This window comes from Pseudomonas sp. NFACC02 (assembly GCF_900110765.1).
Taxonomy (GTDB): domain Bacteria; phylum Pseudomonadota; class Gammaproteobacteria; order Pseudomonadales; family Pseudomonadaceae; genus Aquipseudomonas.
The window spans coordinates 67,405-86,978 of record NZ_FOEO01000016.1; the positions used below are offsets into that span (position 1 = coordinate 67,405).

Annotated in this window: 16 protein-coding genes and 2 tRNA genes; 14 read left to right on the forward strand and 4 right to left on the reverse strand. The window is 60.2% G+C overall.

Going from position 1 to position 19,574, the window contains the following annotated elements:
* Positions 1-127 precede the first annotated feature (127 nt).
* Entirely contained in the window at positions 128-1,159 is a 1,032-nt protein-coding gene (gene rsgA, locus BMY73_RS15080) for a small ribosomal subunit biogenesis GTPase RsgA (RefSeq protein WP_092408078.1), read from the reverse strand.
* 105 nt (positions 1,160-1,264) lie between these two features.
* Between rsgA and orn the strand changes: the two genes are divergently transcribed.
* Together orn and BMY73_RS15090 are read left to right on the forward strand one after the other, a co-directional pair.
* Complete coding sequence (gene orn / locus BMY73_RS15085) at positions 1,265-1,801, forward strand: oligoribonuclease (RefSeq protein WP_062379049.1); 537 nt, start codon at positions 1,265-1,267, stop codon at positions 1,799-1,801.
* 98 nt (positions 1,802-1,899) lie between these two features.
* On the forward strand, positions 1,900-2,511 hold the full coding sequence (locus tag BMY73_RS15090; protein WP_092408080.1) for a trimeric intracellular cation channel family protein: 612 nt from the start codon (positions 1,900-1,902) through the stop codon (positions 2,509-2,511).
* 28 nt (positions 2,512-2,539) lie between these two features.
* Here the strand turns inward: BMY73_RS15090 and queG are convergent, their stop codons facing one another.
* Positions 2,540-3,610: a tRNA epoxyqueuosine(34) reductase QueG gene (gene queG, locus BMY73_RS15095; RefSeq protein ID WP_092408082.1), complete on the reverse strand. Its 1,071-nt coding sequence runs from the start codon at positions 3,608-3,610 to the stop codon at positions 2,540-2,542.
* Positions 3,611-3,715: 105 nt separating this feature from the next.
* On the opposite strand from queG, the gene BMY73_RS15100 reads away from it, so the two are divergent.
* The 12 genes from BMY73_RS15100 (at position 3,716) to BMY73_RS15155 (ending at position 18,796) form a co-directional block, all read left to right on the forward strand.
* A complete protein-coding gene (locus BMY73_RS15100) occupies positions 3,716-5,212 on the forward strand; it encodes a bifunctional ADP-dependent NAD(P)H-hydrate dehydratase/NAD(P)H-hydrate epimerase (protein WP_062379044.1) in 1,497 nt (498 codons plus the stop codon).
* The gene (gene tsaE, locus BMY73_RS15105; RefSeq protein ID WP_092408084.1) at positions 5,200-5,670 is read left to right on the forward strand and encodes a tRNA (adenosine(37)-N6)-threonylcarbamoyltransferase complex ATPase subunit type 1 TsaE; all 471 of its coding nucleotides are present in this window, start codon (positions 5,200-5,202) and stop codon (positions 5,668-5,670) included. The genes BMY73_RS15100 and tsaE overlap by 13 nt, the downstream gene beginning before the upstream one ends.
* Before the next feature lie 2 nt (positions 5,671-5,672).
* Positions 5,673-7,112 carry an N-acetylmuramoyl-L-alanine amidase gene (locus BMY73_RS15110; RefSeq protein WP_218190157.1) on the forward strand — a complete coding sequence of 480 codons (1,440 nt, stop codon included), beginning with the start codon at positions 5,673-5,675 and terminating at the stop codon, positions 7,110-7,112.
* Positions 7,109-9,094 (forward strand): DNA mismatch repair endonuclease MutL, encoded by a 1,986-nt coding sequence (gene mutL / locus BMY73_RS15115; RefSeq protein WP_062379039.1) that lies wholly within the window; start codon positions 7,109-7,111, stop codon positions 9,092-9,094. The genes BMY73_RS15110 and mutL overlap by 4 nt, the downstream gene beginning before the upstream one ends.
* The gene (gene miaA, locus BMY73_RS15120) at positions 9,094-10,065 is read left to right on the forward strand and encodes a tRNA (adenosine(37)-N6)-dimethylallyltransferase MiaA (RefSeq protein ID WP_092408088.1); all 972 of its coding nucleotides are present in this window, start codon (positions 9,094-9,096) and stop codon (positions 10,063-10,065) included. The genes mutL and miaA overlap by 1 nt, the downstream gene beginning before the upstream one ends.
* 90 nt (positions 10,066-10,155) lie before the next feature.
* A complete protein-coding gene (hfq, locus tag BMY73_RS15125; protein ID WP_062379035.1) occupies positions 10,156-10,416 on the forward strand; it encodes an RNA chaperone Hfq in 261 nt (86 codons plus the stop codon).
* A 12-nt stretch (positions 10,417-10,428) separates the two neighbouring features.
* Positions 10,429-11,730 (forward strand): ribosome rescue GTPase HflX, encoded by a 1,302-nt coding sequence (gene hflX / locus BMY73_RS15130; protein WP_062379033.1) that lies wholly within the window; start codon positions 10,429-10,431, stop codon positions 11,728-11,730.
* A gap of 96 nt (positions 11,731-11,826) precedes the next feature.
* Entirely contained in the window at positions 11,827-13,011 is a 1,185-nt protein-coding gene (gene hflK / locus BMY73_RS15135) for an FtsH protease activity modulator HflK (RefSeq protein ID WP_092408090.1), read from the forward strand.
* Complete coding sequence (gene hflC, locus BMY73_RS15140; RefSeq protein WP_092408092.1) at positions 13,011-13,880, forward strand: protease modulator HflC; 870 nt, start codon at positions 13,011-13,013, stop codon at positions 13,878-13,880. Before hflK ends, hflC begins: the two co-directional genes overlap by 1 nt.
* A gap of 297 nt (positions 13,881-14,177) precedes the next feature.
* Positions 14,178-15,365: an ATP phosphoribosyltransferase regulatory subunit gene (locus tag BMY73_RS15145; RefSeq protein ID WP_092408094.1), complete on the forward strand. Its 1,188-nt coding sequence runs from the start codon at positions 14,178-14,180 to the stop codon at positions 15,363-15,365.
* A gap of 53 nt (positions 15,366-15,418) precedes the next feature.
* Positions 15,419-16,711, forward strand: a complete 1,293-nt coding sequence (locus BMY73_RS15150; RefSeq protein WP_062379027.1) for an adenylosuccinate synthase — start codon at positions 15,419-15,421, stop codon at positions 16,709-16,711.
* 123 nt (positions 16,712-16,834) lie between these two features.
* Positions 16,835-18,796 (forward strand): methyl-accepting chemotaxis protein, encoded by a 1,962-nt coding sequence (locus BMY73_RS15155; protein WP_371914979.1) that lies wholly within the window; start codon positions 16,835-16,837, stop codon positions 18,794-18,796.
* A gap of 185 nt (positions 18,797-18,981) precedes the next feature.
* Here BMY73_RS15155 and BMY73_RS15160 read toward each other — a convergent pair.
* Together BMY73_RS15160 and BMY73_RS15165 are read right to left on the reverse strand one after the other, a co-directional pair.
* A tRNA-Leu gene (locus tag BMY73_RS15160) sits at positions 18,982-19,068 on the reverse strand.
* A gap of 209 nt (positions 19,069-19,277) precedes the next feature.
* A tRNA-Leu gene (locus tag BMY73_RS15165) sits at positions 19,278-19,364 on the reverse strand.
* Positions 19,365-19,574: the final 210 nt, after the last annotated feature.

Below are 19,574 nucleotides of genomic sequence, written 5' to 3' on the forward strand. Positions count from 1 at the left end.
GTATCACCACCTGCGAACCACGGCCCTTGTAGGAGCGCGCTTGCCCGCGATTGAGGGTGTGTCAGGCACCCTCAATATTGGGTATTCAGACGCCATCGCGGGCAAGCGCGCTCCAGTTTGTCGGCGGTCAGTGACTGCTCTCCGGCAAACTCGCAATGATTGACCGATAGCTGTTCATCCGCTGTTGCTGCACACGGCCGTCTGCAAGCCCCTGAAGCAATGCACAACCCGGTTCGCGATCATGCTTGCAGTCGCGGAAACGGCATCGGCCCAGCAGGTCGTTGAATTCGATGAAGCCTGCCTCGACATCGGCGCGGCTGACGTGGCCCAGGCCGAATTCGCGAATCCCCGGTGAGTCGATCAGATCGCCGCCCCTCGGGAAGTGGAACAGGCGGGCGGTGGTCGTGGTGTGCGTGCCCTGGCCGGAATACTCCGACAGCGGTCCGACGCGGGTGCCGACTTCGGGCAACAGGCTGTTCACCAGCGACGATTTGCCCACACCGGATTGCCCGACGAACACGCTGATGTGGCCGTCCAGCTGGTCTTGCAGGTTCTGCATGCCGTTGCCGTGATGCGCCGAGACTTCCAGCACCGGATAACCGAGCGTGCGATAGACCTCCAGCAAGGCGTTGAGCGCCGGGGCGTTCTGATCGTCGATCAGGTCGAACTTGTTCAGCAGCAACAGCGGCCGAATGCCGGCATGTTCAGCAGCGACCAGGTAGCGGTCGATCAGGTTGGCGTGTGGCTCGGGCATGGGCGCGAACACGATGACGATCAGGTCGACGTTGGCGGCGACAGGTTTGAGCTGTCCGCGGGAATCCGGGCGGCACAGTTCAGTGCTGCGCGGCAGTTGCGCGACGATCACGCCGATGCCTTGATTGCCCGCTCGCCAGACGACCTTGTCGCCTGTGACCAGGGCGGGCAGGTTGGCGCGTAAATGGCAACGGAACACCTGACCGCTCAGTTCTCCTTCCTGCGCTTCGACTTCCACCTGTACGCCGAAATGCGCGATCACCAGTCCCGTCTGCTCCGGGCCCAGATCGCCGCCTTCCAGGGTTTCCAAGGCTTGCGATTCTCGTTTGGCGGCACGCGCGGCGCGCTCGCCCTGAATCTTTTCGATGCGCCAGTTCTGGCGACGGTTGAGTTGGCGTTTGGCCATGGGTGCTCAGTGTTCCATTGGATAAAGCAGCTGAAGGTTGAAGCGGGGGGGAGTCTAGCATGCCCGCCTGCGCTAAACTGCGCGCCTACGCTGAGGAGCCAATATATGCAGAGCAAGCAGAACCTGATCTGGATCGACCTGGAAATGACCGGTCTGGACCCCGACAACGACGTCATCATCGAAATGGCCACCATCATCACCGACAGCGAGCTCAACACGCTGGCCGAGGGGCCAGTCATCGCCGTGCATCAGAGCGATGAGTTGTTGGCCGGCATGGACGAGTGGAACACCCGTCAACACGGCGGTTCGGGCCTGACCCAGCGCGTGCGCGAGAGCACGATCTCCACGGCTGAAGCGGAAGCCATGACCCTCGATTTCATCAAGCAGTGGGTGCCTGAACGCAGCTCGCCCATCTGTGGCAACAGCATCTGCCAGGATCGCCGCTTTCTCTACAAGCGCATGCCCACTCTGGAAAACTACTTCCACTACCGCAATCTGGACGTCTCGACGCTCAAGGAGCTGGCCGCGCGCTGGTCGCCTGAGCTGAAATTCAAGAAAGGCAGCACGCACCTTGCGCTGGACGATATCCGCGAATCCATCGCCGAACTGCGTTTTTACCGCGAGCACTTCATCAAAGTCTGAGTCTGACGGGTTGAGCGAAGAAGGCAGGATGAGTCGCCCTCTTTTGGTGCTCGGGCTCACTGGTTAGACTGCGCCCCTTACTCGCAGGGACTGCCGCCATGTTGTTGATGCTCTATCTGATCGCCATCACTGCCGAGGCCATGACAGGCGCGTTGTCTGCCGGTCGCCGAGGCATGGACTGGTTTGGTGTGGTGCTGATTGCCTGCGTCACGGCCCTCGGTGGCGGCTCGGTGCGCGATGTGCTGCTGGGGCACTACCCGCTGACGTGGGTCAAACACCCCGAATATCTGATCCTCACCAGCGTGGCGGCGTTGGTGACGATCCTTATCGCCCCGCTGATGCGGCACCTGCGCGCATTGTTTCTGGTACTCGATGCACTCGGGCTGGTCGCCTTCACGGTCATCGGCTGCATGACGGCGCTGGACATGGGGCTGAGCATGATGGTCGCGGCCGTCAGTGGCGTGATTACCGGGGTGTTCGGCGGGATTTTGCGGGACATCTTCTGCAACGACATCCCGCTGATCTTCCGTCGCGAGCTATACGCCAGCGTGTCATTTGCGGCAGCGTGGTGCTTTCTGGTGTGTCAATGGGCGGGAATGCCGATCGAGCAGGGCACATTGATCACCCTGTTTGGAGGATTGCTGCTGCGCTTGCTGGCGATCAAATACCGCTGGGAAATGCCCAAGTTCGTTTACAAGGATGGGCATTGAGGCTGATTGATTTGTTTACCTGTGGGGATCAGATAATCGTGCCTCTCATCTCATGCTGGCGCAACGCCCATTCCACATGCTCGCGCACCATTTCCGAAGGGTCATCGAGCCTCGCCTTCAAGGCTTCTATCACCGGAATGCTGGACGGGGCATTACCTAATCCCACTGCCAGATTGCGCAACCAGCGTTCATAACCGGCTCGGCGCAGCGGCGAACCTTCGGTGTTGCTTAAAAAGGTCGTCTCATCCCACAAAAACAACGTCGCCAGTTCGGCGTTATCAAGGCCGTGGCGTGGCTTGAAATCGTTCTGGTCAGTCGGTCGTGCAAAGCGGTTCCATGGGCAGACAATCTGACAATCGTCGCAGCCGAACACTCGATTGCCGATCATGGGGCGTAGCGCTTCGGGAATCGATGTCTTCAGTTCGATGGTCAGGTACGAGATGCATTTGCGTGCGTCCAGCACATAAGGGCCGGCGAATGCATTGGTTGGACAGATCTCAAGGCAAGCGGTGCAGCGCCCGCAATGCTCGGTCACATGAGGTTCGTCTACCGGCAATGGCAAGTCGACGAACAGTTCACTGAGGAAAAAGTAACTGCCCGCCTTGCGGTTGAGCACCAGCGTGTTCTTGCCGATCCAGCCCAGGCCGGCTTGCTCGGCGATAGCTTTTTCCAGCACCGGCGCACTGTCGACAAAGGCTCGGAACCCGAACGGCCCGATGGCCTGCTGGATGCGCTCTGCCAATTGCTGCACGCGTTTACGGATCAGCTTGTGATAGTCGCGGCCCAGCGCATAGCGCGACACGTAGGCTTTTTCCGGCTCGGCCAGCCGTTGGGCCATGTGCGTGTCGCCCGGAAGATAGTCCATGCGTAACGACACAACGCGTAACGTTCCCGGCACCAATTCATCAGGATGCGAACGTTTGCGGCCATGGGCTGCCATATAGTCCATCTCGCCGTGATAACCGGCTTCGAGCCAGCGCTCCAGATGCTGCTCATGCTCCGCCAGATCCAGCCCCGAGATGCCGACCTGCTGGAACCCGAGCTCACGCCCCCAGTCCTTGATCGATCGGGCAAGCTCGTTCAACTCCGCAGCCGTCATGGGCACAGAGTGTTTGGATGGATCTACTGTAATTGCGGACATTGCAAAGAGGACACCGGGGCGCAGGTGCGTATAATTCTGCCAGACATCGGAGCTCAAAGACGCATGTTGCACAGTAAACCCCCATTACCCGACGCGCTGTATAGCGCCGCGCACGTGCGCGACCTCGACGCACGCTTGATCGCAGCGGGCACGCCTGGCTTCGATTTGATGCAGCGCGCGGCTCACGCAGCATGGCGAGCCTTGCGTCGGCGCTGGCCTGAAGCCCGGCAACTGACCGTGCTCGCGGGGCGCGGCAATAATGCGGGCGACGGCTATCTGATCGCCGCGTTGGCGCAGCGTGCGGGGTGGCAGGTTTCAGTCTTGGCCGTCGGCGACACTTGCGCCCTGACCGGCGATGCGGCGTCTGCCTATAAAGAAGCACAAAATGCGGGCGTCAATGTGCTGCCCTGGAGCCAACAACCGCTGGTTGGCATCCTCGTCGACGCGTTGTTGGGCACCGGCCTTAACGGCGACGTCCGTGAGCCGTATGCCAGCGCTATTGAGTGCATCAACGACAGCGGCCTGCCGGTGTTGGCCGTCGATATCCCTTCGGGTCTGAGCGCGGACACCGGACGCACGCTGGGTGTGGCCGTTCGTGCCGACCTCACAGTGACGTTCATAGGCCTGAAGATCGGCCTGTTCACGGGCGACGCCCCCGACCTGGTCGGTGAATTAGTGTTCGACGATCTACAAGCCGATGCCGCGATTGTGGCGCAGACGCCGGTCAGCATTAAACGCCTCGATACGTTCAACCTGCCCAGGCTGGCACCTCGCCCGCGCACAGCGCACAAAGGGCTGTTTGGCCGAGTGCTGGTGGTGGGCGGCGATCTGGGATTTGGGGGCGCAGCGCTCCTGTCCACCGAAAGCACGCTGCGCTGCGGCGCGGGCATGGTCACCCTGGCGACACGCCCCGAGCACGTTTGCGCGGCCTTGACCCGTTTTCCCGAAGTCATGAGCGCGGGTATCTCTTCGGCTAACCAGTTGATGGCGTTGATCGAACCCGCCAGCGTTCTGGTGGTGGGGCCTGGGCTTGGGCAGCACAGTTGGGGGCGCAGTTTGCTGTCTGCTGTGGCCAATGCCGATCGCCCGCAAGTCTGGGACGCCGATGCGTTGAACCAACTGGCGGCCGGTTTCGTCCGTTTGCCGACCGGGTGTGTGATCACTCCGCATCCCGGTGAGGCGGCGCGTCTGCTGGGTGTCAGCACTCGGGACATTCAGGCCGACCGTCCCGCATCTGCCGTGGCCCTCGCCAAAAAATACAACGCTGTCTGCGTACTCAAGGGCAGCGGCAGCCTGATTGCCAGTCCCGACGGCGATCTGGCGCTGGCCGACCATGGACATCCAGCCATGGCGACTGGCGGATTGGGCGATGTGCTGTCTGGTGTGATCGGTGCCCTGATGGCGCAAAAGATGCCCGCGTTCGATGCGGCCTGCCTTGGGGTGTGGTTGCACGCGCTGGCCGGAGAAAAATGCGGGGCCAGTGGCCGGGGGATGGCTGCCGCTGATCTGATTCCTGTGATTCGTCAGCTTCTGGAGGAGCAACAACCGTGTCTGAGTTAACCCTGCATCTGGTGGGCGAAGAAGCCATGACGAGCTTTGGTGCACGGATTGCCCAGGTCACTGAAAGTAATGGGATTATTTTTCTGGAGGGCGATCTCGGCGCGGGCAAGACGACGTTGTCGCGCGGAATCATACGTGGATTGGGTCATACTGGCGCGGTCAAAAGCCCGACATTCACCCTCGTAGAACCTTACGAAATCGGGAGAAATCGCGCGTATCACTTTGATCTTTACCGACTTGTTGATCCAGAAGAGCTAGAATTCCTCGGCATACGCGACTACTTCGAAGGGGACGCGCTCTGCCTGATCGAGTGGCCCGATCTTGGTGCAGGCTTTTTGCCAAAGCCTGACCTGATCATTACCATTAGGCCCCACGCGGAAGGTCGAGTGTTGACGCTGAGTCCGAAAAGCTCGCGCGGCGAGCAGTGGTGTGCCGCTTTGGCTTTGGAATTCAAATAGATATGGGGTTAGGTATGCGCATGCGCGCGCTGGTTACTGTGCTAGGACTGCTGCTGACGACATTGGCCGTCGACGCGTTGGCCGCTACACAGGTACGAAGTGTCCGCTTATGGCGTGCTCCGGATAACACCCGGCTGGTTTTCGACCTGTCCGGCCCGGTACAGCACAGCGTCTTCACCCTCCAGGCTCCGGATCGTCTGGTGATCGATATCAACGGTGCGACGCTGGGCGGTTCGTTGAACATTCCAACGGCCAACACGCCGATTACCAGCATGCGCTCTGCACAGCGCACGCCGGATGACCTGCGGGTGGTGATCGACCTCAAAAAAGCCGTGACGCCGAAAAGTTTTACGCTGGCGCCGAACCAGCAATACGGCAATCGTCTGGTGGTTGATCTGTACGACAACCCGGCTGATGCCAATCCGCCCCCGACCGTCGCCGATACCCCGGCAACCGTTGCGCCCGCCACCCCCGCGGTCCCGGTGAGCCCGTCCAAGCCTGAAATCAAACTGCCTCCTGTGCCTAACGGCAAACGCGACATCGTCGTGGTAGTCGATGCCGGACACGGCGGTGAAGACCCGGGCGCCTCCGGTGGTCGGGGCCAGAAAGAAAAGAACGTGGTGCTGTCGATCGCAAAAGAACTGCAGCGTCAGATCAACGCCGAAAAGGGCTACCGGGCCGAGCTGACGCGTACCGGCGACTACTTCATTCCATTGCGTAAGCGCACCGAAATCGCCCGTGCCAAAGGCGCGGACCTCTTCGTGTCCATTCACGCTGACGCTGCGCCGTCCTCGGCAGCTTTCGGGGCTTCGGTGTTCGCGTTGTCGGATCGGGGCGCCACGTCAGAGACCGCGCGCTGGCTGGCCGACAGTGAAAACCGCTCCGACTTGATCGGTGGTGCGGGCGCGGTGAGCCTGGATGACAAGGACCGCATGCTGGCCGGTGTGCTCCTTGACCTGTCGATGACCGCCTCGCTGACCTCAAGCCTCAATGTCGGACAAAAGGTACTCACCAACATCGGACGGGTGACGTCGCTGCACAAGTCGCGGGTCGAACAGGCAGGTTTCATGGTGCTCAAGTCGCCGGATATCCCGTCGATTCTGGTAGAAACCGGGTTCATCTCCAATGCCGCAGAGGCCAACAAGCTAGAAGCTTCGAGCCATCAGCAGGCATTGGCGCGTTCCATTACCGCCGGTGTGAAGCAGTTCTTCCAGCAAAACCCGCCACAGGGCACCTACATTGCCTGGCTGCGTGACAACGGCAAGCTGGCCATGGGTGCACGCGAGCACACGGTTCGCCCCGGCGAGTCGCTGAGCATGATCGCGGTGCGTTACGACATGAGCATGGAGGCGTTGCGCTCAGCCAATAAACTCCGCTCCGACGAGCTGAAAATCGGCCAGCAGCTCAGAATTCCAAGCGCGGAACTGGCGGGTGAGCCATGACCGACCTGCTACTCGATGAACAGGGCGTTGACGCGGGTCTGAACGCCGACAACCCCGCCGCCCAAGCGGCGCGCATCCAGTTGCTCAGCCCGCGCCTGGCCAACCAGATTGCGGCGGGCGAAGTTGTGGAGCGCCCGGCGTCGGTGATCAAGGAGTTGCTTGAAAACAGCCTCGATTCGGGTGCGCGGCGCATCGATGTGGAGGTCGAACAGGCGGGCATCAAGTTGCTGCGCGTGCGCGACGACGGCGGCGGGATCTCCTCCGATGATCTGCCGCTGGCGTTGGCGCGACATGCCACCAGCAAGATTCGTGAGCTGGAAGACCTTGAACGGGTCATGAGCCTTGGCTTCCGTGGCGAAGCCCTGGCGTCGATCAGCTCGGTTGCACGTCTGACGCTGACCTCTCGTACCCGTGATGCCGACCAAGCCTGGCAGGTTGAAACCGAGGGCCGCGACATGGCGTCCCGCGTCCAGCCGGCTGCGCATCCGGTCGGGACCTCGGTGGAGGTGCGCGACCTGTTCTTCAATACGCCTGCGCGCCGCAAGTTTCTCAAGGCTGAAAAAACCGAATTCGATCATCTGCAGGAAGTGATCAAGCGCATGGCATTGGCGCGTTTCGACGTGGCCTTCCACCTGCGTCATAACGGCAAGACCATCCTCAGCCTGCACGAGGCGCGTGATGACGTCGCCCGTGCGCGTCGGGTTTCAGCGGTCTGCGGTCCTGGTTTTCTTGAACAGGCGCTGCCCATCGAGGTTGAACGTAACGGGTTGAAACTGTGGGGCTGGGTGGGCTTGCCGACGTTCTCGCGCAGTCAGGCCGACCTTCAGTATTTCTTCGTCAACGGTCGTGCCGTTCGCGACAAACTGGTCGCACACGCTGTACGTCAGGCTTATCGAGATGTGCTCTTCAATGGGCGTCATCCGACCTTCGTTCTGTTTTTCGAAGTCGACCCGGCCGTCGTCGACGTCAATGTGCATCCGACCAAGCACGAAGTGCGCTTCCGTGATGGGCGTATGGTGCACGATTTCCTGTACGGCACACTCCACCGCGCGCTGGGTGATGTGCGTCCCGAGGATCAGTTGGCGGGCACGACATCGGTCACGGCGCTCGTGCGCCCGACCGGGCCGGAAGCCGGCGAATTCGGGCCGCAGGGCGAGATGCGTCTGGCAAACAATCTGCTGGAAACCCCGCAAGGTTCGGCCTGGAATCCGTCGTCTGACTCCGGTGCCGGAAGCGGGAGCGGGGCGGGTTATCAGTATCAGTACACGCCCCGTCCCTCCACGATGCTGCCGATCGCCGAGGCGCAGGCCGCGTATCGCGAGTTCTTCGCACCCTTGCCCGGCACCCAGGCAAACCCCGTCGCAACGCCCGTCGCCTTGCCCGAGTCTCAGGGCGATGTTCCGCCACTGGGTTACGCGCTGGCGCAACTCAAGGGCATTTATATTCTTGCGGAGAACGCCCACGGCCTGGTGCTGGTGGACATGCACGCCGCCCATGAACGGATCATGTACGAGCGCCTTAAGGTCGCCATGGCCAGCGAAGGGCTGAGCGGTCAGCCGCTGCTGGTGCCTGAGTCGATCGCGGTGAGTCAGCGTGAAGCCGATTGCGCCGAAGAGCACATGGCGACCTTCCAGCAGTTGGGCTTCGAGCTGCAGCGTCTGGGTCCGGAGAGTCTTGCGATCCGGCAGATTCCCGCGTTGCTCAAGCAGGCCGAGGCCAATCGCTTGGTGCACGATGTGCTGGCTGACTTAATGGAGTACGGCACCAGCGACCGCGTGCAGGCGCACATGAACGAACTGCTTGGCACGATGGCCTGTCACGGAGCAATCCGTGCCAACCGGCGTCTGGCAATTCCGGAAATGAACGGTCTTCTGCGCGACATGGAAACCACCGAGCGCAGTGGTCAATGCAACCATGGGCGGCCGACCTGGACCCAGCTGGGCCTGGACGATCTCGACAAACTGTTCCTGCGCGGTCGCTGATGAGTGCTCTCCCTCCGGCCATCTTCCTGATGGGGCCGACCGCCGCTGGCAAGACCGATCTGGCTATCGAGCTGACCAAGGTACTGCCTTGCGAACTGATCAGCGTCGATTCGGCGCTGGTTTATCGGGGCATGGACATCGGCACCGCCAAGCCGTCAAAAGCGCTTCTGGACAAGTATCCGCACCGCCTGATCGATATCCTCGATCCGTCCCAGAGCTATTCCGCTGCCGATTTTCGGACTGACGCGCTGCAGGCCATGGCCGAAATCACCGCGCGGGGAAAAATTCCCCTTCTGGTGGGCGGCACCATGTTGTATTTCAAGGCTCTATTGGAGGGTCTGGCAGACATGCCGGCCGCCGATGCCCGGATTCGTGCGCAACTGGAGGCTGAAGCGGTCAGTCGTGGCTGGCAGGCGTTGCACGATGAGTTGGCGAGTGTCGACCCGGTGTCGGCGGCCAGAATTCATCCCAACGATCCTCAGCGGCTGGTTCGTGCGCTGGAAGTGTATCGGGTCAGCGGGATGAGCATGACTGCGCATCGCGAGCAACAAAGTGTGCAAAGTGCTCAAGCTGGCGGTTCGGGGCGACATCAATTGCCCTATACTGTCGCAAATCTTGCGATCGCACCGACCGATCGCAAGGTACTGCATGACCGAATCGCGCTGCGTTTCAGACAAATGCTTGATGAAGGATTCGTTGAAGAAGTCGTGGCGTTACGTTCGAGGGGTGACCTGCACTCGAATTTACCGTCTATAAGAGCTGTAGGGTATCGCCAGGTCTGGGACTATCTGGACGGCAAACTGACCCGGGACGAGATGCAGGAACGCGGCATCATCGCCACGCGTCAATTGGCCAAGAGACAGTTCACCTGGTTGCGAAGCTGGGAAGATTTACACTGGTTGGACAGCCTGGCTTACGACAATCTGCCACGCACCTTGAAATACCTGGGATCGGCCTCCATATTGAGCTGAGTCCTTGCAATAGCCGTCTATCCTTGGGGGGTAACGGCCCAAGCCAATGTTTTTGAATTTATTCTATTGATCCTTAAAGGAGTGCGGCACATGTCAAAAGGGCATTCGCTACAAGACCCTTACCTGAACACTTTGCGTAAAGAAAAGGTTGGGGTTTCGATCTATCTGGTAAACGGTATCAAGCTGCAAGGCACGATCGAGTCCTTCGACCAGTTCGTTATTTTGCTGAAGAACACTGTCAGCCAAATGGTTTACAAGCACGCCATCTCCACCGTCGTTCCGGTTCGTCCTATTCGTCTGCCTAGCGCAACCGAATCCGACCAGGCTGACGCAGAGCCAGGTAACGCCTGATAGGAGTCTGCTTTGTTCTTTGAGCGCCACGGTGGTGGTGAGCGGGCAATCCTCGTTCATTTGGATGGTCAGGACCCTGAGGCGCGCGAAGATCCGCAGGAGTTCCGGGAGCTTGCTCTTTCGGCAGGTGCCGATATCGTCGCGTTTATCAACGTGCCACGGCATCGGCCAACGGCCAAATATCTGGTGGGCAGCGGCAAGGTCGAAGAGTTGCGGGACCTGGTCAAAGCCGAAAAATCGGATATCGTCATTTTCAATCACGTCCTTACGCCCAGCCAGGAACGCAACCTTGAACGCGTGTTCGAGTGTCGCGTGCTTGACCGTACGGGCCTGATTCTCGACATCTTCGCCCAGCGGGCGCGTACTCATGAAGGCAAGTTGCAGGTCGAGCTGGCTCAGCTCGAGCACATGAGCACGCGTCTGGTTCGTGGCTGGACTCACCTTGAGCGTCAGGGCGGTGGTATCGGCTTGCGTGGTCCGGGTGAAACCCAGCTGGAAACGGACCGTCGCCTGTTGCGGGTTCGCCTGCGCCAGATCAAGGGGCGTCTCGAAAAAGTCCGTAGTCAGCGCGACCAGGCTCGCCGCGGTCGTTCTCGCGCCGACATTCCCACGGTGTCCATCGTGGGCTACACCAACGCCGGTAAATCGACCCTCTTCAATGCGGTGACCGATTCCGACGTCTACGCTGCTGACCAGTTGTTCGCAACGCTTGACCCGACATTGCGCCGTCTTGAGCTCGACGATCTGGGGCCGATCGTACTGGCCGACACCGTAGGCTTCATCCGTCATCTACCTCACAAGCTGGTCGAGGCCTTTCGGGCTACGCTCGAAGAGTCGAGTAACTCGGACCTGCTGCTGCATGTCATCGACGCTCACGAGCCCGATCGCATGGAGCAGATCGAGCAAGTGATGGTGGTGCTCGGCGAGATCGGTGCGCAGGACTTGCCGATGCTGGAGGTCTATAACAAACTCGATTTGCTCGAGGGGGTCGAGCCTCAGATTCAACGCGATGCCGATGGCAAGCCGCAGCGGGTCTGGGTATCTGCTCGTGATGGTCGCGGTCTGGATTTGCTCAAGCAAGCCATTGCCGAGCTGTTGGGCAATGATCTGTTCGTTGGCACTTTGTGTCTGTCGCAACGCTTCGCCCGGCTGCGGGCCCAGTTTTTCCAACTGGGTGCGGTGCAGAGCGAAGAGCATGACGACGAGGGTCAAAGCCTGTTGGCAGTACGTCTACCCCGAGTTGAATTCAATCGCCTGGTGAGTCGCGAAGGACTGCAGCCGCTGGAATTCATCGAGCAACACACTTTGCAATAAAAGCCTGAAAAAGCGGTTGTGCTGCTTTGACAGGCATTCTGTAGCATTGGTCGGCGCGCCGCGGGCGCGTCTTTGCTTTATCAGATGGAGAGCGCTATGGCTTGGAATGAGCCGGGTGGCAACTCGAATAATCAGGATCCTTGGGGTGGTAAGCGCAAGGGCGGCGACCGCAAGGGGCCACCAGATCTCGACGAGGCCTTCCGAAAGCTGCAGGAAAGCCTGAATGGGTTGTTCGGTGGTGGTAAGAAACGCAGTGGTGATGGCGGTGGCGGTGGCAGCGGCGGCGGTTCGGGCAAGGGCGGCGGTTTTGGCCTGCTCGGCATCGGTCTGGTCGTGCTGCTCGCCATCTGGCTCTACAACGCGATCTATGTGGTCGACGAGCAAGAGCAGGCGGTTGTGCTGCGTTTCGGCAAGTACTACGAAACAGTGGGGCCGGGTCTGAACATTTATTTCCCGCCATTCGATCGCAAGTACCTCGAAAACGTCACGCGTGAGCGTGCCTATAGCAAGCAGGGTCAGATGCTCACCGAAGACGAAAACATCGTCGAGGTGCCGTTGACCGTGCAGTACAAGATCACCAACCTGCAGGATTTCGTGCTGAACGTCGATCAGCCTGAAGTCAGCCTGCAGCACGCCACCGAAAGCGCGCTGCGTCATGTGGTCGGTTCGACCGCCATGGATCAGGTGCTGACCGAAGGTCGTGAGTTGATGGCCAGCGAGATCAAGGAGCGCCTGCAGCGTTTCCTCGACACCTATCGCACCGGTATCACCGTGACCCAGGTGAACGTACAAAGCGCTGCCGCGCCGCGTGAAGTTCAGGAAGCCTTCGATGATGTGATCCGTGCCCGTGAAGACGAGCAGCGTTCACGCAACCAGGCCGAAACCTACGCCAACGGTGTGATTCCGGAAGCCCGTGGTCAGGCCCAGCGTATCGTCGAAGACGCCAACGGTTACCGTGACGAAGTGGTTTCTCGTGCCAAGGGTGAGGCGGATCGCTTTACCAAGTTGGTCGCCGAGTACCGCAAGGCACCAGAGGTTACTCGCGAGCGTCTGTACCTGGACACCATGCAGGAAGTCTTCAGCAACACCAGCAAGGTGCTCGTGACCGGTGACAAAGGTCAGAACAACCTGCTCTATCTGCCGTTGGACAAAATGATCGAAAGCAGTCGTAACGGTTCGGCATCGTCTGCGAGCGGTGCTGCGACCACCGTCGTCGATCCGGGCTCTCGGGCTGCGGACATGCAACAACAACGCGACACGCGCACTAGGGAGACTCGCTGATGAGCAATAAATCTCTGGTTGCCCTGATTGTCTGTGTCGTATTGGCCGTTGTGGCGTGGAACAGCTTCTACATCGTTGCCCAGACCGAGCGCGCCGTGCTGCTGCAATTCGGTCGCGTGGTTGAGGCTGACGTACCGCCGGGTCTGCATGTCAAGGTTCCGTACGTGAACCAGGTGCGCAAATTCGACGGTCGCCTGCTGACGCTGGATGCGCCGACTCAGCGTTTCCTGACGCTGGAAAAGAAAGCCGTGATGGTCGATGCCTATGCCAAGTGGCGCGTGAAGGACGCCGAGCGTTTCTACACCGCGACATCGGGTCTGAAGCAGATCGCCGACGAGCGTCTGTCGCGTCGTCTCGAATCGGGTCTGCGTGACCAGTTCGGTAAGCGCACCCTGCATGAAGCCGTGTCGGGAGAGCGTGATGCGCTGATGGCCGACATCACCGCTTCGCTGAACAAGATGGCCGAGAAAGAACTGGGCATCGAAGTCGTCGACGTTCGCGTCAAGGCGATCGACCTGCCGAAGGAAGTGAACCGCAGCGTCTTCGAACGTATGAGTACCGAGCGTGAGCGTGAGGCTCGCGAGCATCGCGCCAAGGGTAACGAACTGGCAGAAGGCATTCGTGCCGACGCCGATCGTCAACGTCGCGTGCTGCTGGCCGAGGCGTATCGTGAGTCCGAGGAAGCGCGCGGTGACGGTGATGCGCAAGCCGCCGCGATCTATTCCAAGGCCTACGGTCAGGACCAGGAGTTCTATGCGTTTTATCGCAGCCTGCGCGCCTATCGTGAAAGCTTCGCCAACAAAAGTGACGTGATGGTGCTTGATCCAGGCAGCGAATTCTTCCGCTACCTGAATAAAGCCAAACCGTAATCGTCGACCGCAATTGAGCACTCCGCCGGGCGGCAAAACTGTCCGGCGGGGTGATCGCACGCGAAAACGTGTGTATGATGCGGCAGCCGGGAAATTCCCGGCTTTTTTGCGTCTACACGATTGATTGGCCGTGGCGTGTTCCGTGCGCGGCAGTTTTTTCGAGGACAGTGTTGGCGAAGCTGCGGCGCGTCTTGTTCGGGATCAATGCCCTTGCAGGCGTTCGTCGGGCTCAACGCTGTCTGCTTCACTCAAGGCTTGCCCGAGGGTTGGCCGCCCGGATCATAGGGGAAAGGCGTAATGGCAACGGTTGACCGCTGGCTGCTGCCGGATGGCATCGAAGAAGTACTGCCGCCGGAAGCTGCGCGCATAGAAGTGGCGCGTCGTCAGGTGTTGGATCTGTTTCAGAGCTGGGGCTATGAGTTCGTCGTAACCCCGCACATCGAATACCTGGAATCACTGCTCACGGGCGCTGGCCAGGATCTGGATCTGCGCACCTTCAAAGTGGTGGACCCGCAATCGGGTCGGCAGATGGGCTTCCGCGCGGACATCACGCCGCAGGTTGCACGCATCGACGCGCATACCTTGCGCCGCGAAGGCCCGAGCCGCCTGTGCTACGCTGGCAGCGTTCTGCACGCTCAGCCACGCGCACTGTCTTCGTCGCGCAGCCCGATCCAGCTCGGTGCCGAGTTGTACGGCGATGCCAGCCCAAGCAGCGATGTTGAAGTCATCAGTCTGATGCTGGCTATGCTGAAACTGGCGGATGTGCCTGACGTCCATATGGATTTGGGGCATGTCGGCATCTACCGTGGCCTGGCCAGGGCGGCCGGCCTGTCCGGTGAAGTCGAGCAACAACTGTTTGATGCATTGCAGCGCAAGGCCATCGACGAAGTCGTTGCCCTGACCGAAAACCTGCCGGCGGACCTGGCAGCCATGTTGCGTGCGTTGGTCGATCTGTGCGGCGGCCGTGAGGTTTTGACCGCTGCCCGTGATCGTCTGGCCAAGGCGCCAGCACCGGTCATTGATGCGCTGGATGACTTGCTGGAGATCGCCGAGCGGTTGTCAGCGCGTTTCCCTGATCTACCGCTGTACTTCGACCTCGGTGAGCTGCGCGGCTACCACTACCATACGGGTGTGGTGTTCGCGGTGTTCGTGCCGGGTGTCGGCCAGTCGATCGCCCAAGGTGGTCGTTACGATGACATCGGTGCTGACTTCGGTCGCGCGCGCCCGGCAACGGGTTTCTCCACCGATTTGAAAACCCTGGTCACGCTGGGGCAGGCGCAGATCGAGCTACCGTCTGGCGGTATCTGGATGCCTGACAGCACCGATGCGGCACTCTGGCAGAAAGTCTGCCAGCTGCGCGGCGAAGGTCAGCGCGTGGTTCAGGCGTTGCCGGGCCAGTCGGTCTCGGCGGCGAAAGAAGCCGACTGCGATCGGCAATTGATTCAGCATGGCGAGCGTTGGCAGGTGATGCCGCTGGCCTCTTGAGTTTTCCAGTCGGCGCAGCCGGCACCCAGTTTGCGTGAATGAGGACAAGTGTTATGGGTAAGAATGTCGTAGTCCTGGGCACCCAGTGGGGTGATGAGGGCAAAGGCAAGATCGTTGATCTGCTGACCGAACATGCTACCGCGGTAGTTCGCTATCAAGGCGGCCACAACGCCGGTCACACCCTGGTGATCGATGGCGAAAAAACCGTTCTGCACCTGATTCCGTCCGGCGTACTACGCGAAGGCGTTCAGTGCCTGATCGGTAACGGTGTGGTCGTGGCGCCTGATGCACTCATGCGCGAAATCACCAAGCTGGAAGAGAAGGGTATTCCAGTGCGCGAACGCCTGCGCATCAGCCCGTCCTGCCCGCTGATCCTGTCGTACCACGTTGCGCTGGACCAGGCGCGTGAAAAAGCCCGTGGCGAGCACAAGATCGGTACGACCGGTCGTGGCATCGGTCCGGCTTACGAAGACAAGGTGGCGCGTCGCGGCCTGCGCATCGGCGATCTGTTTCACCGTGAGCGCTTCGCCGCCAAGCTGGGCGAGTTGCTGGACTACCACAACTTCGTGCTGGTCAATTACTACAAAGAGCCGGCGATCGACTTCCAGAAGACACTCGACGAGTGCATGGAGTACGCCGAGCTGCTCAAGCCGATGATGCTCGACGTCACCGCGGCGCTGCACGAAATGCGTCGCGCTGGCAAAGACATCATGTTCGAAGGCGCCCAGGGTTCGCTGCTGGACATCGACCACGGCACCTACCCGTACGTCACCAGTTCCAACACCACGGCAGGCGGCATCGCCACCGGTTCGGGTGTCGGCCCGATGTTCCTGGATTACATCCTGGGCATCACCAAGGCCTACACCACTCGCGTGGGTTCCGGCCCGTTCCCGACCGAGCTGTTCGACGACGTGGGTGCATTCCTGGCCAAGCGCGGTCATGAATTCGGTGCCACCACTGGCCGTGCCCGTCGTTGCGGCTGGTTCGACGCCGTCATCCTGCGTCGTGCCATCGACGTCAACAGCATCTCGGGCATCTGCCTGACCAAGCTGGATGTGCTCGACGGTCTTGAAACCATCAACATCTGTGTGGGTTACAAGAACGCAGACGGCGCCGTTATCGATGCGCCGACCGATGCTGACAGCTACATCGGCCTGGAGCCGGTGTACGAGCAAGTGCCCGGCTGGTCGGAATCGACGCTCGGCGCCAAAACGCTGGAAGAGCTGCCGGAAAATGCTCGCGCTTACATCAAGCGCCTTGAAGAGCTGGTCGGCGCGCCAATCGACATTATTTCGACGGGCCCTGATCGCAACGAGACCATCGTTCTGCGTCATCCGTTTGCGTGATAAGTCGTTGAAATACCTACAAAGGGTCGCTCAGGCGGCCCTTTGTTTTGCCTGACGGACCGTCCTCGCAATCTCGGCACAACACTTGCTGTAAATACCGCCAGAAAAGATGCCATCATTTTAATGGCGTTTGTTGTGGGGGAATCTCCTGTGTCAGCTGTCCTTTCGCTTCTTCGCAGCCGCTTGCTGCGCCCCGTATTCATTGCGCTGGGCATCGCTCTTTTGGTGCAGGTCTTGATGGCGGTCGCCCTTACCCGGAGCACCGTGACGGCGTTAGAGGCCGATCTTGCGACACGGCTGGGTGTCGATTCGCAGCACTTGTCAGGCGATCTGGAGCAGGCGGGCCGTGACGTAACGTCGAGTCTCGACAGCCTTTCCCAGAATACCCGTCAGCGCCTGAGCGCTGGATTGTCTGCCCGCCTCAAGGAGGAGCAGAAGCAGCTTCGTGCCACGCTGGAAAAAGACCTCAAGGACTCGGCGACCGATATGGCCGAGCTTCTCGCGGCCGTTGCCCCGCGCGCCATGTGGGATGGCGACACGCCGACGTTGTCCGAATTCGCGCGTCGTGCGCAGCGCAATCCCAATGTGCTGTTTGTGGTTTACGACGATGCGCAGGGCGAGCATCTGACCCGCTATCTGAACCGTGAAAATGAATCGATCAAGTCGCTGCTGGCCAAAGGCGAGGGGGATCGGGCGTTGGACAAGGTGCTCAATGCCGCCCAGAAGGACCCTTCGGTCTACTACGTCGAAGCCTCGATCAGCCCTAACGGTGTCGAGATCGGTAAGGTGCGCATGGGGGTGTCGACCGCCACGGTCGAAGAAAACCTGGCGGCGTTGGACAAGCGGTTCACTGCGCTGATTGGCAGCGGCGAGCAGCTTGTTTCCGAGAGCCTCGGCGGTGCGGCGGCTGAGAGCTCCGGTGCCTTGCGTTCCCGTTTGCAGGCGGCGCAGGCAGCCGCATCGGCGATGGCGACCAATACCAGCGCTGCCGTCCAGGACGCTGCGGCCACGCTGCGCTGGAGAATCGGCGTGGGCCTGGCACTGGTCGGTCTGGGGGTATTGCTGGCGCTGGCGGTGGTGTTGGGTCGCCGTGTCGTCCTGCGGCTGCAATTGCTCAACCGCGCGCTGGATGATCTGGCGGCGGGCGAGGGTGACTTGACCAAGCGCGTCAAACTCACCAGTAACGACGAGATTGGCGACATGGCGGCGGCAGTGAACCGGTTCGTCGACAAGTTGCAGCCGATCGTTCGTGAGGCGGGAGACGTTGCACAGCAGACGGGTGTCGAGATCGACGCCATGAGCAAGCGCAATGCCGGTGCCGATGCGGCTGCAGAACTGCAGCGCGACGAGGTGGCGGCCAGCCTCCAGGCGTTGGCGCAAATGGCGGACGAAGCGCAAGCCGAAAGCCAGGCCATGCAGGCAGCGCTGCAGCAGGTGGTGGATATTCGTCAGGCCACGGATGAAAACACGCGCACCTCCAATCAGGTCGGTAGCCTGATCGAAGCCCTGGCCGGGCAGGTCGAAACCGGGGCGCAGGTCATCGAGCGCCTCGCGCAACAGAGCCAGCAGATTGAAGTGGTATTGGAGGTCATTCACGGCATCGCCGAGCAGACCAACCTCCTGGCGCTTAACGCCGCCATTGAGGCTGCCCGTGCGGGCGAGACGGGTCGCGGTTTTGCGGTGGTTGCCGATGAAGTTCGCGCGCTCGCCAGCAAGACGCAAAGCTCCACGGGAGATATCCAGGAGCACATCGCCAAGCTGCAGGCGGGCGCGAAGGAGGCTGTCGCGACCATCGGTGTGGCGGGGCGTCAGGCCAAGGAAGGGCTTTCGGTTTTGCGAGACAGCGCGCGCCTTCAGCAAACGGTGCAGGCATCGGTTGAGCAGGTCCATGCGGCAATTGGGCTGGCGACCCGGGCGGCGGAGCATCAGGCCAAGGGGGCGCAGGCTGTGAGAGGGCGCGTGGAGGTCATCCATGCCCAGGCAGAAAAGGCCGCCCAGGCAGTGGTTGAAACGACGGCAAGCGGCAAGACGCTGGACAGGCTTGCGGCGCAGTTGAAGGCGAGTCTGGGGCAGTTCCGGGCTTGATGTGTCGTTGAGCGACCCGTTGTAGGAGTGAGCTTGCTCGCGATATGCATCGGGCAATACTGCGCTCACTGATGTATGGCTATCGCGGGCACGCTCACTCCTATAGGTGAGGCGTGCTGGGGCTCGGAGAATTTCAAACCCCCAGAAAGCACAAAACCGAGCACTTGGCTCGGTTTTGTTTTGTTTGGTGCCCAGGAGAAGACTCGAACTTCCACGACCGTAAGGTCACCAGCACCTGAAGCTGGCGTGTCTACCAATTTCACCACCTGGGCATGGCGCTGATTTAATTAGATTTTTCATTTCAATGCAACACAAATTTGCGATTTTGTGAGCGGGCTGAGAAATCTTCGGCAGGAGGCAGACGCAGCAGGAGTTCGATAGGGAGAAGGAAGTGATCTACGCTCAGATCTGTTTTGTGGATCGATTGGTTTTCAAATCCCGGAAAACACAAAACCGAGCACTTGGCTCGGTTTCGTTGAATTGGTGCCCAGAAGAAGACTCGAACTTCCACGACCGTAAGGTCACCAGCACCTGAAGCTGGCGTGTCTACCAATTTCACCATCTGGGCAATGCGTTGATTTCATTCGGTTAATTTTTCAAAAAGCCGTTTGATTTCAACTACAACGTGGCGCTGCCGTCGTTGTGGGGCGCATCTTACGGATGAGTTTGGAGGCTGTAAACCCCCTGTTGAGAAATTTTTTTTGAAATAGCGAAAAGCGACAGCAAACGCTGTCTTCGCGTTTCAATCTGGTATATGCCAAACTAATTGCATACAGAT

Bases quoted from the DNA above. Each gene is read 5' to 3' on its own strand.
- rsgA (WP_092408078.1), bottom strand. From the start codon at position 1,159: ATGGCCAAACGCCAACTCAACCGTCGCCAGAACTGGCGCATCGAAAAG.
- orn (WP_062379049.1), top strand. From the start codon at position 1,265: ATGCAGAGCAAGCAGAACCTGATCTGGATCGACCTGGAAATGACCGGT.
- BMY73_RS15090 (WP_092408080.1), top strand. From the start codon at position 1,900: ATGTTGTTGATGCTCTATCTGATCGCCATCACTGCCGAGGCCATGACA.
- queG (WP_092408082.1), bottom strand. From the start codon at position 3,610: ATGACGGCTGCGGAGTTGAACGAGCTTGCCCGATCGATCAAGGACTGG.
- BMY73_RS15100 (WP_062379044.1), top strand. From the start codon at position 3,716: ATGTTGCACAGTAAACCCCCATTACCCGACGCGCTGTATAGCGCCGCG.
- BMY73_RS15110 (WP_218190157.1), top strand. From the start codon at position 5,673: ATGGGGTTAGGTATGCGCATGCGCGCGCTGGTTACTGTGCTAGGACTG.
- mutL (WP_062379039.1), top strand. From the start codon at position 7,109: ATGACCGACCTGCTACTCGATGAACAGGGCGTTGACGCGGGTCTGAAC.
- miaA (WP_092408088.1), top strand. From the start codon at position 9,094: ATGAGTGCTCTCCCTCCGGCCATCTTCCTGATGGGGCCGACCGCCGCT.
- hfq (WP_062379035.1), top strand. From the start codon at position 10,156: ATGTCAAAAGGGCATTCGCTACAAGACCCTTACCTGAACACTTTGCGT.
- hflK (WP_092408090.1), top strand. From the start codon at position 11,827: ATGGCTTGGAATGAGCCGGGTGGCAACTCGAATAATCAGGATCCTTGG.
- hflC (WP_092408092.1), top strand. From the start codon at position 13,011: ATGAGCAATAAATCTCTGGTTGCCCTGATTGTCTGTGTCGTATTGGCC.
- BMY73_RS15145 (WP_092408094.1), top strand. From the start codon at position 14,178: ATGGCAACGGTTGACCGCTGGCTGCTGCCGGATGGCATCGAAGAAGTA.
- BMY73_RS15150 (WP_062379027.1), top strand. From the start codon at position 15,419: ATGGGTAAGAATGTCGTAGTCCTGGGCACCCAGTGGGGTGATGAGGGC.
- BMY73_RS15155 (WP_371914979.1), top strand. From the start codon at position 16,835: ATGGCGTTTGTTGTGGGGGAATCTCCTGTGTCAGCTGTCCTTTCGCTT.